9 protein-coding genes and 2 pseudogenes are annotated in these 14,405 nt (G+C 74.6%); 4 read left to right on the forward strand and 7 right to left on the reverse strand.

What is annotated here, in order from left to right; all coding sequences use genetic code 11:
• The first annotated feature begins 71 nt into the window (after positions 1-71).
• The gene (locus ACY34I_RS10455) at positions 72-3,560 is read left to right on the forward strand and encodes an ATP-binding cassette domain-containing protein (protein ID WP_462754426.1); all 3,489 of its coding nucleotides are present in this window, start codon (positions 72-74) and stop codon (positions 3,558-3,560) included.
• A 72-nt stretch (positions 3,561-3,632) separates the two neighbouring features.
• Here the strand turns inward: ACY34I_RS10455 and ACY34I_RS10460 are convergent, their stop codons facing one another.
• Positions 3,633-4,235, reverse strand: a complete 603-nt coding sequence (locus tag ACY34I_RS10460; protein ID WP_462754427.1) for an oxidoreductase — start codon at positions 4,233-4,235, stop codon at positions 3,633-3,635.
• On the opposite strand from ACY34I_RS10460, the gene ACY34I_RS10465 reads away from it, so the two are divergent.
• The 3 genes and pseudogenes from ACY34I_RS10465 to ACY34I_RS10475 all read left to right on the forward strand — a co-directional run.
• Complete coding sequence (locus tag ACY34I_RS10465; protein ID WP_462754428.1) at positions 4,167-5,315, forward strand: FAD-binding oxidoreductase; 1,149 nt, start codon at positions 4,167-4,169, stop codon at positions 5,313-5,315. The genes ACY34I_RS10460 and ACY34I_RS10465 overlap by 69 nt on opposite strands.
• 215 nt (positions 5,316-5,530) lie before the next feature.
• The gene (locus tag ACY34I_RS10470) at positions 5,531-6,823 is read left to right on the forward strand and encodes a dicarboxylate/amino acid:cation symporter (protein WP_462754613.1); all 1,293 of its coding nucleotides are present in this window, start codon (positions 5,531-5,533) and stop codon (positions 6,821-6,823) included.
• 62 nt (positions 6,824-6,885) lie between these two features.
• A pseudogene (locus ACY34I_RS10475) lies at positions 6,886-7,212 on the forward strand (oxidoreductase); the annotation flags it as partial.
• 90 nt (positions 7,213-7,302) lie between these two features.
• Here ACY34I_RS10475 and ACY34I_RS10480 read toward each other — a convergent pair.
• The 6 genes and pseudogenes from ACY34I_RS10480 to ACY34I_RS10505 all read right to left on the reverse strand — a co-directional run.
• Positions 7,303-7,683, reverse strand: a pseudogene (locus ACY34I_RS10480) (FAD-binding oxidoreductase); the annotation flags it as partial.
• On the reverse strand, positions 7,680-9,197 hold the full coding sequence (gene mqo, locus ACY34I_RS10485; RefSeq protein ID WP_462754430.1) for a malate dehydrogenase (quinone): 1,518 nt from the start codon (positions 9,195-9,197) through the stop codon (positions 7,680-7,682). The gene mqo and the pseudogene ACY34I_RS10480, both read right to left, overlap by 4 nt.
• Before the next feature lie 98 nt (positions 9,198-9,295).
• Positions 9,296-10,228 (reverse strand): AEC family transporter, encoded by a 933-nt coding sequence (locus tag ACY34I_RS10490; RefSeq protein ID WP_462754432.1) that lies wholly within the window; start codon positions 10,226-10,228, stop codon positions 9,296-9,298.
• Between the two features lie 96 nt (positions 10,229-10,324).
• Positions 10,325-11,839: an aldehyde dehydrogenase (NADP(+)) gene (locus tag ACY34I_RS10495; RefSeq protein WP_462754433.1), complete on the reverse strand. Its 1,515-nt coding sequence runs from the start codon at positions 11,837-11,839 to the stop codon at positions 10,325-10,327.
• Between the two features lie 23 nt (positions 11,840-11,862).
• Positions 11,863-13,014: an L-talarate/galactarate dehydratase gene (locus ACY34I_RS10500; RefSeq protein ID WP_462754435.1), complete on the reverse strand. Its 1,152-nt coding sequence runs from the start codon at positions 13,012-13,014 to the stop codon at positions 11,863-11,865.
• A gap of 31 nt (positions 13,015-13,045) precedes the next feature.
• The gene (locus tag ACY34I_RS10505) at positions 13,046-14,377 is read right to left on the reverse strand and encodes an enolase C-terminal domain-like protein (protein WP_462754437.1); all 1,332 of its coding nucleotides are present in this window, start codon (positions 14,375-14,377) and stop codon (positions 13,046-13,048) included.
• Positions 14,378-14,405 lie beyond the last annotated feature (28 nt).

Here is a 14,405-nt window from a genome sequence, read left to right on the forward strand (position 1 = left end):
TTTGAGCCGGCCGGGCCGGACAGGAAGGCTGGAGTCACCGCCCCCACCGACCCGAGTCCGGAGGACTGTCCATGCGCCTGCTCCGCGACCTCTGGGCCACCGCACCACGTCGGATGGCGGTCGTCCTCCTGCTCATCGTGCTCGGCGCCGGCGGTCAGGCGGCCGCGTCCGCCCTGGCCGGGCCGGTGCTGGTGCACCGGTCGGTCGGCTGGTTCACCGCCCTGGCCGTGGCGCTGGTCGCCGTCGTGGTCAGCGACCTGCTCATCGGGCTGCTGATGGCCGGCCTCACCGCAGACTGGTCCGCCGACGTGCGGCGGCGGCTGTGTCGGGTGGCGCTCGGGCAGGACCTGCCCACCCTGGAGACCACCCCGGTCGGCGAGCTGCTCGACCGCATCGACAACGACGTCTACCAGGTGGCCTCCGAGATGCGGAACACCGGCGTACGCCTGGTGCAGGGGCTCGGCGTCTGCCTGCTCGCCACGGTCAGCGCGCTGGTCGTCTGGTGGCCGGCCGGCGTCGGGATGATCGTGCTGACCGTGCTGCTCGGCGTGGTGCTGCGCCGCCCCACCAGCCGGATCGCCCCGGCCCGGATGGCCGAGGAGGAGGCCTGGTCCGACCTCGCCGCCGTGATGGAGGAGGCGGTGCACGGCCAGGACGACGTGCGGACCAGCCTGGCCCGGCCGTACGTGCTGCGCCTCTACGCCCGCCGGGCCGCCGAGGTGATCGCCCGGGGCGGCCGGGTGTTCCGGATGTCCGCCCAGGTCACCGCGCTCGCCGCCGGCGGCATCCGGGCCGGCATCGCCGCCGTGGTGCTCGCCGGGGCGTGGGCGCTCGCCACCGACCGGGTCGACGGCGCCCGGCTCACCGCGATCTGGCTGCTCGCCCTCGCCTTCGGCGCGACCGTCGAGCACATCGCCCGCTGGGTGCCGCACCTGCAGTACGCGCTCGGCGCCTGGGCCCGGGTGCAGCTGCTCTCCACCGCCCCGCAGGAGCCCGCCGGCGGTCTCGCCCCGGTCGACGCGGACCTGACCGTCCGCGGGCTCACCTTCCGTTACCCCGCCGTCGGGGACGAGCGGGGGCCGGCGCTGCGCGACATCCGGCTCACCTTCGCCCGCGGCCGGTCGTACGCGCTGGTCGGGCGGACCGGGTCGGGCAAGTCGACGTTGGCGAAGGTGCTCACCCGCGCCGTGGACGTGCCGCGCGGCAGCGTGTTCCTCGGCGACACCGACCTGGTCGACCTGGACGTCGAGGCGCTGCGCCGGTGGATCGCGGTGGTGCCGCAGCGCACCGAGATCCTGGCCGGCACCCTCGCCGAGAACGTGGCCCTGTTCGACCCGGCCCTGCTCGACGACGCCACCCGGGCGCTGGAGGAGCTGGGCCTGGCCGGCTGGATCGCCGAACTGCCCGACGGGGTGCACACCCGGCTGGGTGAGGGTGGGCAGGCGCTCTCCGCCGGGCAGGAGCAGCTCGTGGCGTTCGCCCGGATCCTGGTCCGGGACCCGCAGGTGGTAATCCTCGACGAGGCCACCGCCCGGCTCGACCCGGTCACCGAGACCCGGGTACGCCAGGCCACCGAACGGCTGCTCGCCGGCCGGATCGGCATCGTCATCGCGCACCGGCTCTCCTCGGTGCGCCGCTGCGACGAGGTCGTGGTGATGGGCGACGGTGCCGTGCTGGAGGCCGGCCCGCTGCGCGAGTCCGCCCGCTTCGCCGAGCTGCTCGCCACCAGCCACGCCAGCGCGTACGCCGGGACCGGTGGTCGCCGCGGCGGGGTGGAGCTGCTCGACGGACCGGATGACGGGTGGGTCGACGGGCCGGCCGACCAGGTCACCGTGCCGCGGCAGGTCGCCGCGCCGCGTACCGAACCGCCGCCGCTGCCCACCGCGCCGCCCGCGCGGACGCTGCGGGAGATCCTGCGGCTGGGCACCAACGACCCCCGGTACGGCCTGGTCTCCATCGGCCTGTTCGTCGTGCTGACCCTGCTCGGGCTGGACGGCTCGGTGCTGCCCTGGCTCTGGGCCGAGGTGATCGCCGGGGGAGACCCCTGGCTGCCGGCGTTGGGCATCGTGGCCGCGCTGCTGGTCGTCCTGCCGCTGCCGTACCTGACCAACCTCTGGTTCCCGCAGTGGTGGATCCGGCAGATGCTGCGGATCAGCCTGCGCCTGGTGCACGGGCAGACCGGTGCCCGCCGGGTCAGCAAGCACACCCCCGCCGAGGTGGTCGCCCAGGGCGGCGACACCGAACGGGTGGTGCAGCTCGCCGACAACCTGATGGACCAGTTCATCTCGCTGGCCATCGTGATCACCATGACCCTGGTGACGGGCAGCTTCGTGCCGGGGCTGTTCTTCCTCGGGACGATGGTGGTCTCCGGGCTGGCAGCGACGCTGTTCGCGCCCCGGCTGGAACGCACGGCCGGCGGCACCGTCAAGGCCCGGGCCGCGTTCGCCACCGCGCTGGTCTCCTCGCTCTCCGCCGCCCGTACGGTGAAGCTCGCCGGCGCCACCGGGCCGGTGCTGGACCATCTCGCGGCGCTGGACACCGTCCGCAGCGACCGGCAACGCCGGGAGATCGCCATGCAGGTGTGGGCCCGGTCCACCCCGTCGATGGCCAGCGGGCTGCTGCCGATCGGGGCGTGGGCGCTCTACCTGGCCGGCGGGCTCTCCGCCGGAGCGACCCTGGTGGCGGTCTCCACCCTGGGGGCGGCCCGCTGGTTCGCCTGGACCACCGCGTCGCTGGTCTCGCACTACCCGTCGGCGCGGGTGTGGACCCGGCGGACCGTGGCGATGACCGGGGTCGGCACGTACTCCGCGGCGGTGCCGGGGGTGGACCTGGCCGCCGGGACCGCCCCGGCGCCGGAGCCGCCGCCCCGGCACCCGTTGCGCCGGCTGGAGCTCGCCGGGTTCGGCGCGCTGCACTCCGACGGCGCCCTCGCCGTCCGGGACGTCGACCTCACCGTCGACCGGGGGCAGCTGGTGCTGGTGGTCGGGCCGGTCGGCTCCGGCAAGTCGTCGCTGCTGCGGGCCCTCGCCGGGATCGTCCACCACACCGGCACGCTGCGCTGGAACGGCGAGCCGGTGACCGAGCCGGAGCTGTTCCTCCGTCCCAACCAGGTCGGGTACGTCGGGCAGCTGCCCCGGGTGCTCTCCGGCACCGTGGCCGACAACATCGCGCTCGGGCACCAGGTGGACGCCGCCGAGGCGGTGTCGACCGCCCAGCTCGACCACGACCTGGCCGCCGCCGGGGGCGGGCTCGGGCTGCTCATCGGGCACAAGGGCACCCGGCTCTCCGGCGGGCAGCTCCAGCGGCTGGCGCTGGCCCGGGCGCTGGCACCGCGTACCGAGCTGCTGGTCGCCGACGACGTGTCGTCCGCCCTGGACGTCACCACCGAGCTGGCGCTCTGGGCGGCGCTGCGGGAGCACGGGGTGACCGTGGTCGGCTCGACCGCCAAACGCGCCGCGCTGGTCCGGGCCGACCACGTCGTGGTGCTGGTCGACGGGGCGGTGGTGGCGCAGGGGTCGTGGCGCGACCTGGAGAACGACTGGGGGCACCTGGCCGGCTGATCGGCACCCAATGCGCGATATGGCGGTATCCCGGCGCCGGGATACCGCCACATCGGCGAAATAGGGGTGGGGTCAGAAGGCGCGGGTGTACTGGTTCGGCCAGTCGGGGGTGGCGCCGAGCTTGGCGGCGGCGCGGCGCGGCCAGTACGGGTCACGCAGCAGCTCCCGGCCGAGCAGCACCAGGTCAGCCTCGCCGCCGGCGACGATCTGCTCGGCCTGCTCCGGCTCGACGATCAGGCCGACCGCGCCGGTCGGCACGCCCGCGTCGCGGCGGATCCGGGCGGCCAGGGGCACCTGGTAGCCCGGGCCGACCGGGATGCTCGCCCCGGCCGAGGCGCCCCCGGAGGAGGCGTCCACCACGTCCACGCCGGCGGCGGCCAGCTCGCCGGCGAGCACCACGCTGTCCTCGACGGTCCACCCGCCGTCCACCCAGTCCGTGGCGGAGATCCGGGTGAGCACCGGCACCGCCTCGCCGACGGTGGCGCGGACCGCCCGGGCCACCTCCAGGGTGAGCCGCATCCGGCCCGCCCGGTCGCCGCCGTACGCGTCGTCCCGGTGGTTGGTCAGCGGGGAGAGGAACTCGTGCAGCAGGTACCCGTGCGCGGCGTGGATCTCCACGGCGCGGAAGCCGGCGTCCAGCGCCCGCCCGGCGGCGACGGCGAACGCCTCGACCACCCGGGCGATGCCGGCCTGGTCGAGCGCGGTCGGCCGCCGGTAGTCGGGCAGGAACGGCTCGCCGCCGGGGCCGACCGGCGTCCAGCCGCCCTCGACGACCTCGCGACCAACGCCGGCGGGACCGGCGTGCTCCGCTACGGGACGATGCGCGACCTGACCCTCGGGCTGGAGGTCGTGCTCCCGGACGGGCGGATCTGGAACGGGCTGCGCGGACTGCGGAAGGACAACACCGGCTACGACCTCAAGCAGCTGTTCATCGGCTCGGAGGGCACGCTCGGCGTGATCACCGCAGCCGTGCTGAAGCTCTTTCCCGCGGTCCGCAGCCGCGCGACGGCCTGGGTGGCCCTGCCGAACCCGCAGGCGGCGGTCGAGCTGATCGGTGTGCTCCGGGAACTGGCCGGCGACCGGCTGACCGGCTTCGAGATCATGTCCCGGCAGAGTGTGGAGTTCGTGCTGCGCCACGTGACGGGCGCGCGTGACCCGCTCGGCGACCGCCAGCCCTGGTACGCGCTGGTGGAGCTCAGCGACACGCTGCCCGCCGCCGGCCTCGACGAGGTGATCGAGTCGGCGCTGGGCGAGGCGTTCGAGAAGGGTGTGGTGGTGGACGCCGTCGTCGCCGCCGGCCCGGCGCAGGCCGCCGCCCTGTGGGCACTGCGCGAGGGCATCTCGGAGGCACAGAACCACGAGGGCCCCAGCCTCAAGCACGACGTCAGCGTGCCGGTCAGCCGCATCCCGGCGTTCGTGGCCCGCACCGACCGGGCGCTCGAGGAGGCCGTCCCGGGCATCCGGATCGTGGCGTACGGCCACATCGGCGACGGCAACCTGCACTACAACCTCAGCAAACCCGAGGGCGGCGACGACGCCGAGTTCCGGGCGCGCGCCGCGACCCTCGCCCGCGTCATCTACGACGCGGCCGGCGCGTTCGACGGGAGCATCAGCGCCGAGCACGGGCTCGGGCAGGCGAAGCGGGAGATCATCGCCGACTACAAGGACGGCCAGGAGCTGGAGCTGATGCGGGGGCTCAAGCGGCTGTTCGACCCGCGCGGGCTGATGAATCCCGGGAAGGTGCTGCCGGGCTGACGGCTGTAAGGAGCATCACTCTCGTCGATCCTTCCGCCGCTGGCTGGGCGGGGAGTAGCCTCGGCGGGCGATGACCAACGTCTGGCACCTGACCGTGCGCCTGTACGTCGACCTCCGACGGCAGGCCAGCGGCATCTGTCCGGCGCAGCCTCGTTCCTGACGCTGCCCCCGACCGCCCTCTCCCAGACCTTGGACGCATCCTCATGGCCTCCGCCCTGCGCAAGTTCCCCTTCTCTCTGCAGATCCTGCTCGGCCTCGTACTCGGCGTGGCGCTCGGCTTCCTCGCCCGCGCCAACGACCTCGCCTGGCTGACCAGCACCCTCGACACCGTCGGCCACCTCTTCGTCCAGCTCCTCAAGCTGGCCGTACCCCCGCTGGTCTTCACCGCCATCGTGGTCAGCGTGGTCAGCCTGCGCGGCGTGGCCAACGCCGCCCGGCTGGCACTGAAGACCCTGCTCTGGTTCGGCATCACCGCACTGATCGCGGTGAGCCTCGGCATCGGCCTCGGCCTGCTCACCGACCCGGGCAAGGGGGTCACCCTCGACCTGGCCGGCGCCGCCGCGCCGAAGAAGACCGGCTCCTGGACCGACTTCCTCACCGGCATCGTCCCGACCAACCCGGTCGGCGCGTTCGTCGAGGGCAACGTCCTCCAGATCGTCTTCCTCGCCCTGGTGGTCGGCGCCGCCGCCCTGCTGATCGGTGAGGCCGCCGAGCCGTTCGTGGCGCTCAACCGCTCGGTGCTGGCCATCGTGCAGAAGGCGCTCTGGTGGGTCATCCGGCTCGCCCCGATCGGCACGCTCGGCCTGATCGGCAACGCCGTCGCCTCGTACGGCTGGGACCTGCTGGCCCCGCTCGCCAAGTTCACCACCGCCGTCTACGTCGGCTGCGCGATCGTGCTCTTCGTGGTCTACCCGCTGCTGCTGGTGGCCGCCGGCCGGCTCAACCCGCTGCGCTTCTTCGCCGGCGCCTGGCCCGCCATCGAGCTGGCCTTCGTATCGCGCTCCTCGGTGGGCACCATGCCGGTGACCCAGCGCTCGGTCGAGCGGCTCGGCGTCCCCCGGGAGTACGCCTCCTTCGCGGTGCCGTTCGGCGCCACCACGAAGATGGACGGCTGCGCGGCCATCTACCCGGCCCTGGCCGCGATCTTCGTGGCGCAGGTGTTCGGGGTGCACCTGGGCGTCACCGACTACCTGCTGATCGCCTTCGTCTCGGTGGTCGGCTCGGCCGCCACGGCGGGTCTGACCGGCGCGATCGTCATGCTCACCCTGACCCTGAGCACGCTGGGCCTGCCGCTGGCCGGCGCCGGCCTGCTGCTGGCCATCGACCCGATCCTGGACATGATCCGCACCGCCACCAACGTGGCCGGCCAGGCGCTCGTGCCGACCATCGTGGCCGCCCGCGAGGGCACCCTCGACCGGACGGCGTACGACTCGGCCGGCAAGCGAGACCTGGTCGACGCGGACGAGACGGACCGGCCCGCCGAACGGCTCGCCCCCGTCCCCGCCTGAGCACGTCGCACGAAGGAGGGCCCCCGGGCCCTCCTTCGGCGTATCCGAGGAGGATCACCCGCATGAGCGCCCTGTTCACCCCGCTCGCCCTGCGCGGCGTCACCCTGCCCAACCGGGTCGCCATGGCCCCGATGTGCCAGTACAGCGCCGGCCCGGACGGCCTGCCCACCGACTGGCACCGCGTCCACCTCGGTTCCCGCGCCGTCGGCGGGGCCGGGTTGATCATCACCGAGGCCACCGCCGTGGTGCCCGAGGGTCGGATCAGCCCCCAGGACACCGGGCTCTGGTCCGACGCGCACGTCGACGCGTGGCGGCCGGTCACCGCGTTCCTCACCGCGCAGGGGGCGGTGCCGGCCGTGCAGCTGGCGCACGCCGGGTTCAAGGCGTCGACGTACCGGCCGTGGGCCGGCCACCGGGGCGGCGTGCCGGCCGCCGATCGTGCAGCTCCCCTCTGCGCCCAGCGAGAGCGGGAAGAGCTGGCCGGCGGCGGTGGCGGCCTCCTGCACCGACCGCAGGACCGCGCCGGCCTCCACCGTGATGGTCTGGTTGGCGACGTCGAGGTCGCGGACGCGCCGCATCCGGGTCAGGGAGAGCACCACCTGACGGCCGGAGAGGTCCGGGACCGCCCCGCCGCACAGCCCCGTGTTGCCGCCCTGCGGGACCACCGCCACGCCCGCCTCGGCGCACCGCGCGACGACCGCGGCCACCTCCTCCGTCCGGCCCGGCCGCACGACCGCTGCGGCGGTGCCCGCGTACGCGGCACGCCAGTCGCTGCCGTAGCCGGCCAGGTCGGCCGGGTCGGTGAGTACGGCGGCGGGCCCGACCACCTGCCGCAGTCGGCCGATGAGGTCCGCGGTCACGAGCGCTTCGCCCCCGTCGTGGTCACCGGCACCAGGCCGAGCACCCGGCGGGCGCGGGCCAGGGTGTCGCCGAGCCGGTCGGGGTCGAGCTGTCGCACCGTCTCGGTGGACGGGGCGAGCTGCTCAAGCCGTGGTCCCCACTCCGGCATCCGTTCGGGAAAGCTCGCGGCGAGCACGTCGAGCATGGTCGACGCGGCGGTCGAGGCGCCGGGCGAGGCGCCGAGCAGGGCTGCCAGGGAGCCACCCGCCGAGGTGACGATCTCGGTGCCGAAGCCCACCATCGTGCCGCGACCGCCGGTCTTCTTGAGGATCTGCACCCGCTGGCCGGCGGTCAGCAGCGTCCAGTCGTCGGCCCGCGCGGACGGCACGAACTGGCGTAGTGCGGCGGTCCGGGCGGCCGCCGACTGGGTGACCTGGCGGACGAGGTAGGCCACCAGCGAGCGGTTGTCCCGGGCGGCGGCCAGCAGCACCGGGAGGTTGCCGGGCCGGACCGAGCGCGGCAGGTCGGTCCACCGGCCGCGGGTGAGGAAGCGGGGGGAGAAGGCCGCGAACGGTCCGAAGAGCAGGCTCTCCCGCCCGTCCACGACGCGCAGGTCCAGGTGCGGCACCGAGATCGGCGGGGCGCCCGGCGCGGCGTGCCCGTACGCCTTGCCCCGGTGGGCGGCCACGAGTTCGGGCCGGTCGGTACGCAGGAACTGGCCACTGATCGGGAAGGCGCCGTACCGCCGGATCTCCGGGATCCGGGCCGACTGCAGCAGCGGCAGGGTCCCGCCCCCGGCCCCGACGAAGACGTACGGCGTCCGCAGCCGCCGGCGGTGCCCCGTCCGGCGGTCGCGGACCTGCACCAGCCAGGTGCTCCCGTGCCGGCGCAGGGACCTGACCTCCTGGTCGGTGCGTACCGTGCCGCCGCGCGCCCGCAGGGCCGACAGGAGTTGCCGGGTGAGGACGCCGAAGTCGACATCCGTCCCCTGTGTCGAGCGGGTGGCCGCCACCGGTTCGTCCCCGGTCCGGCCCCGGCACATCAGCGGCAGCCAGGCGGCGAGAGCGTCGGGGTCCTGGGTGAACTCCAGGTCGGCGAAGAGCGGATGGTCCCGCAGGGCCTCCCACCGGGCCCGCAGGTACGCCACGCCGTCCGCGCCGCGGCCGAAGCCCAGGTGCGGGACCGAGCGGACGAACGCCGCGGGCGGTCCGAGCATTCCCCGCTCCACCAGACGCGACCAGAAGACCAGGGAGGAGACGAACTGCTCGCCGATCCGTACCGCGCTCGACGCGTCCACGGTGCCGTCGGGACGGCGGGGCGTGTAGTTGAACTCGCAGAGCCCGGCGTGGCCCGTGCCGGCGTTGTGCCAGGCGCTCGAACTCTCGAGACCGGCCTCGTCGAGCCGCTCGACGACCGCGATCCGCCAGTCCGGCTGCACCTCGCTCAGCAGCACGCCCAGGGTGGCGCTCATGATCCCGCCGCCGACGAGGACGGCGTCCCAGTCCTCGTCCGAGCCGCTCCTCGACACGATCATGCCGCCACGCTAGAAGCCCGCGACGATGCCTGTCCAAGTCCGCCCGGGCATGGGTGAATACCTTCGCGGAATCGCGCTCCGAACCCGCGGGATGGTGTTCAGGTGCCGCCCAGCAGCACGGCGAGCCCGACGAGCACGGGCACGGACAGGACGGTGGTGAGCAGCACGGTGTCCCGCGCCAGCAAGGTGTCCCGGTCGTAGGACGAGGCGTAGACGAAGACGTTCTGCGCGGTCGGCAGGGCCGAGGTGACCGTGACCGCCAGCAACGCCACCCCCGAGAGGCCGGCGGCCCACCGACCGAGGGCGTAGGCCAGCGCCGGCTGGGCGAGGGTCTTCAGCGCCACGGCCAGCCACACCCGCGATGCCCCGTCGCCGGACGCGGGACGTGGTGCCCCGTGCAGGCTCATGCCGTACGCCAGCAACGCGGCGGGCACCGCGAGCGCGGCGGTGAGCTCGATTGGCTGGAGCACCAGCGGCGGCAGCTTCAGGCCGGTGGCCGCGACGAGCACACCCAGGCCGCAGCCCACCACGACCGGCGTACGGAGCGGCTGGGTGAGCAGCCGCCAGCGGGCCGGGGCGTCGCCCGCCGGATGGGAGCCGGCCAGGACGGCCAGCCCGATGGGTGCCATGACCAGCACCTGGAACAGCAGCACCGGGGCCACGAACGACGCGTCCCCGAGGACGTAGGCCGCGATGGGTACGCCCAGGTTGCCCGCGTTGACGTAGCCCGAGGCGAGGCCGCCGACCGCCAGCGCGGCCGGCGACGACCGCCAGCGCCACCGGGCCAGCGCCGCGTACAGCAGCGCGCTGAGCAGCGCGCTGCCGGCGGTGGCGACGAGGGCGGCCGACACGAGCGCCGCCGGATCGGCCTTCGCCAGCGTGAGCAGCAGCAGTGCGGGCGTCGCCACGAAGTAGGACAACCGCGACAGCACGGCCCCGGCGCCGGGGCCCAGGATGCCGGCCCGGCCGACGATCCAGCCGACGGCGATCACCGCGACCAGGGCGGCGAAGCCGCCGATGACGGCGTTCACCCGGCGGTGTCCGCGGCCGTGCCGCTCATGCCGCGGCGGATCCGGCGTCCGCCGGCCGCCGCGCGGCGGCCGGCGGCGCGACGGCGGTCCGGATGGTCATCGGGGCAGCTCGAGAACGCCGTCGACCCGCCGCGGGATGGCGCGGTAGTCGTCGGCGAGCTCGGGCGGGAGCAGGTCGGCGGGTGCCCCCTGCCAGGTGACCGGGCGCAGGAACCGCCGGATCGCCGTGGTGCCCACGGAGGTGTGCTGCGTGTTGGTCGACGGCCACGGCCCACCGTGGTGCTGGGCCCAGGAAACGGCCACGCCGGTCGGGTAGGCGTCGTAGATCAGCCGACCGGCCCGCGGGCGCACCTGCTCGGAGACCGCCAGGGGCAGCTCCGTCTCGCCCTGGCCGCGCAGCACGGTCGCGGTCAGCGACGAGGGCATCCCGTCCAACGCGGCGAACAGCTCGGTTGGACCGTCGTAGCGGGCCACCACCGACACCGGCCCGAAGCACTCCTCGGTGACCTGTGGCGGCAGCCCCCGCGCCGACGTCGCCAGCAGCAGCGGCGCCGCCTCGAAGCCGGCACCCTCCGGCTCCGCACCGCGGGCCAGCACCGTGACGCCGGGCGCCGCGGCGAGGCCGCCGGCGATCCGGTCGTACGCGGCGGCGATGCCCTCGTTGAGCAGCACCGGAGCGCCGCTCGCCCGGACCGCCTCCGCCATGGCGTCGACCACCGCGTCGCCGTCCGGGCCGCCCGGCACGAACACCAGGCCGGGCTTGGTGCAGAACTGGCCGCCGCCGAGGGTGAAGGAGCCGACGAGTTCGCCGCCGATCGCCGACCCCCGCTCCGCGGCCGCCTGCGGCGTCACGACGACGGGGTTGAGGCTGCTGAGCTCACCGAAGAACGGCACCGGGTCGGGCCGCCGCTCGATGATCTGCAGCAGCGCCCGCCCGCCGGTGACCGAACCGGTGAAGCCCACGGCCCGGATCGCCGGGTGCGCGACGAGGTCCGCGCCGGCCGGCATGCCGTGGACCAGGCCCAGTGTGCCGTCGGGTGCGCCGGCCTTGCCGGCGGCGGTCGCCAGGATGTCGAACACCAGCTGCGAGGTGGCGGGGTGGGAACCGTGCGCCTTGACCACCACCGGGCAGCCGGCCGCGAGCGCCGAGGCGGTGTCGCCGCCGGGCACGGAGAAGGCCAGCGGGAAGTTGCTGGCGCCGAAGACCGCGACCGGGCCGATCGGGACGAGCATCCGGCGCAGGTCGGGGCGGGGACCCATCGGGGTGTCGCCGGCGTGGTCGATCGTCGCCTCGAGGTAGCTGCCCTCGTCCAGCACCTCGGCGAACAGGCGCAGCTGGTAGCAGGTTCGGGTGAGCTCGCCGGTCAGCCGGGTCGGGCCGAGCGCCGTCTCCCGGTCGGCGACGGCGACGACGTCCTCGCGCCGGGCCTCGAGCGCGTCGGCGAGGGTACGCAGCAGCGCCGCCCGCCCGCCGCGGCCGAGCGCCTCCAGGCCGGGGGCGGCGGCGAGGGCGGCCGCGCAGAGCCGGTCCACCTCGGCGGTGGTCGTCTCCTGGGCGACGACCTCGACCGCCTGGCCGGTCCGGGGGTCGATGCTGACGACGTCGGACATGCGGATTACCTCCAAGGTGTGGTTCAGCGGGCGGCGGTGACGTGGACCCGGTCCACGGTCCAGGCGCGGGCCTGCTCGCTCAGCGTGACGCCCAGGCCCGGCCGCTCGGAAAGGTACATGCGCCCGCCGCGCGTCTCCAGGCGCTCGTTGAACAGCGGGTACAGCCAGTCGAAGTGCTCCACCCAGGGCTCGTGCGGGTAGGCGGCCGCCAGGTGCACGTGGATCTCCATGGCGAAGTGCGGCGCCAGTTGCAGGTTGCTGTGGTCGGCCAGCGTGGCGAGCTTGAGGAACTGGGTGATGCCGCCGATGCGGGGGGCGTCGGGCTGGAGGATGTCCACCGCGCCGGCGCGGATCAGTTCGTAGTGCTCCGCGACGCTGGTCAGCATCTCGCCGGTGGCCACCGCGGTGTCCAGCGACCGGGCGAGCTGGGCGTGCCCCTCGGCGTCGTACGCGTCCAGCGGCTCCTCGATCCACACCAGCCCGAACTCCTCCAGCGCCCGGCCGACCCGCATGGCGGTTGGCCGGTCCCACTGCTGGTTGGCGTCGACCATGAACGGTACGGCCTCGCCGAGGTGTTCCCGGACGGCGCGGACCCGGCGCAGGTCCTCCGCCGAGTCGGGCTGGCCCACCTTGATCTTGATGCCGCCGACGCCCGACTCCAGGGTCCGCGTCGCGTTCTCCAGCACCTGCTCGATCGGCTCGTGCAGGAAGCCCCCGGAGGTGTTGTAGCAGCGGACCGAGTCGCGGTGGGCGCCCAGCAGCTTGGCCAGCGGCAGCCCGGCCCGCTTCGCCTTGAGGTCCCAGAGTGCGACGTCGATCGCGGCCAGCGCCTGGGTGGCCGCGCCGCTGCGCCCGACCGAGGCGCCGGCCCAGACGAGCTTGGTCCAGAGCCGGCCGATGTCGCTGGGGTCCTCGCCGATCAGGTCGGGGGCGACCTCCCGGGCGTGCGCGAACTGGGCCGGCCCGCCGGCCCGCTTGGAGTAGCTGAAGCCGACGCCCTCGAAGCCGGCCTCGGTGCGGATCTCGGCGAAGAGGAACGCCACCTCCGTCATCGGCCGCTGCCGGCCGGTGAGCACCTTCGCGTCGCTGATCCCGGTGGGCAGCGGCAGGGTGACCGACGAGAGGGTCACCGACTCGATCCGGTCGAGCACGGCGGAAGGGTTGGCGCTGGTCATGTCTCTCCTTGCTCGGGCGTCAGGGCGGTCGTCAGCGGACCAGGCAGGGGCGCTTGGGGTCGAACGCCCAGCCGGGGACGAGGTACTTCATCGCGACCGCGTCGTCGCGGGCGCCGAGGCCGTGCGCCAGGTACAGCTCGTGCGCGGCCGCCAGGGCGTCGCGGTCCAGCTCGATCCCCAGTCCGGGCGCGGTGGGCACGGCGATCCGCCCGTCCCGGATGCGCAGCGGCGCCCGGGTGAGCGACTGCCCGTCCTGCCAGATCCAGTGCGTGTCGAGGGCGGTGATCTCGCCGGGGGCGGCCGCGCCCGCGTGGGTGAACATCGCCAGCGAGATGTCGAAGTGGTTGTTGGAGTGCGAGCCCCAGGTGAGGCCGAACTCGTGGCACAGCTGGGCGACCCGGACCGAGCCGCGCATCGTCCAGAAGTGCGGATCGGCCAGGGGGATGTCGACCGCGTTCGACCGGACCGCGTGGGCCAGCTGGCGCCAGTCGGTGGCGATCATGTTGGTGGCCGTCGGCAGGCCGGTGCGCCGCCGAAACTCCGCCATCACCTCGCGACCGGAGAATCCGCCCTCGGCGCCGACCGGATCCTCCGCGTACGCCAGCACACCGTGCAGGTCGCGGCAGAGCTCGACGGCCTCGGCCAGCAGCCAGCCGCCGTTCGGGTCGAGCGTGATGCGGGCGTCCGGGAACCGCGCGGCGAGGGCGCGGACCGCGGCGATCTCCTGCTCGCCGGCCAGCACGCCACCCTTGAGCTTGAAGTCGGTGAACCCGTAGCGGGCGCGCGCCGCCTCGGCCAGCGCCACGATCGCGTCGGGGGTCAGCGCCGGTTCCCGGCGCAGCCGCTCCCAGTCGTCGGCGGGGTCGGGTTCGGCGAGGTAGGGCAGGTCCGTGCAGCGGCGGTCACCGACGTAGAAGAGGTAGCCGAGCATCGGCACTGCGTCGCGTTGCTGCCCGTCGCCGAGCAACTCCGCCACGGGCACGCCGAGGTGCTGGCCGAGCAGGTCCAGCAGCGCGGACTCCAGCGCGGTCACCGCGTGGACCGTGGTCCGCAGGTCGAAGGTCTGCAGCCCGCGCCCGCCGGCGTCGCGGTCGGCGAACGCGTCGCCGACCGCGCGCAGCAGCCGGGCGTACCGGGCGATCGGCTGCCCGACCAGCAGCGGGCCGGCCTCCTCGATGGTGCGGCGGATCGCCTCGCCGCCGGGCACCTCGCCGACACCGATCCGGCCCTCGCTGTCCGTGACGATGGCGATGTTGCGGGTGAAGAAGGGCCCGTGCGCGCCGCTGAGGTTGAGCAGCATGCTGTCGTGCCCCGCGACGGGCACCGCCTCGACACGGGCCACGGTCGGGGTGCGGCCGGTCATCGCCATCCTCTCGGTGTCGGTGAGCTGG

The sequence above is a fragment of the Micromonospora sp. RTBAU3-60 genome (assembly GCF_054963695.1).

Coding starts and splice junctions, on each gene's coding strand:
- ACY34I_RS10455 (WP_462754426.1), top strand. CDS start 72: ATGCGCCTGCTCCGCGACCTCTGGGCCACCGCACCACGTCGGATGGCG.
- ACY34I_RS10500 (WP_462754435.1), bottom strand. CDS start 13,014: ATGACCAGCGCCAACCCTTCCGCCGTGCTCGACCGGATCGAGTCGGTG.
- ACY34I_RS10495 (WP_462754433.1), bottom strand. CDS start 11,839: ATGTCCGACGTCGTCAGCATCGACCCCCGGACCGGCCAGGCGGTCGAG.
- mqo (WP_462754430.1), bottom strand. CDS start 9,197: ATGATCGTGTCGAGGAGCGGCTCGGACGAGGACTGGGACGCCGTCCTC.
- ACY34I_RS10505 (WP_462754437.1), bottom strand. CDS start 14,377: ATGACCGGCCGCACCCCGACCGTGGCCCGTGTCGAGGCGGTGCCCGTC.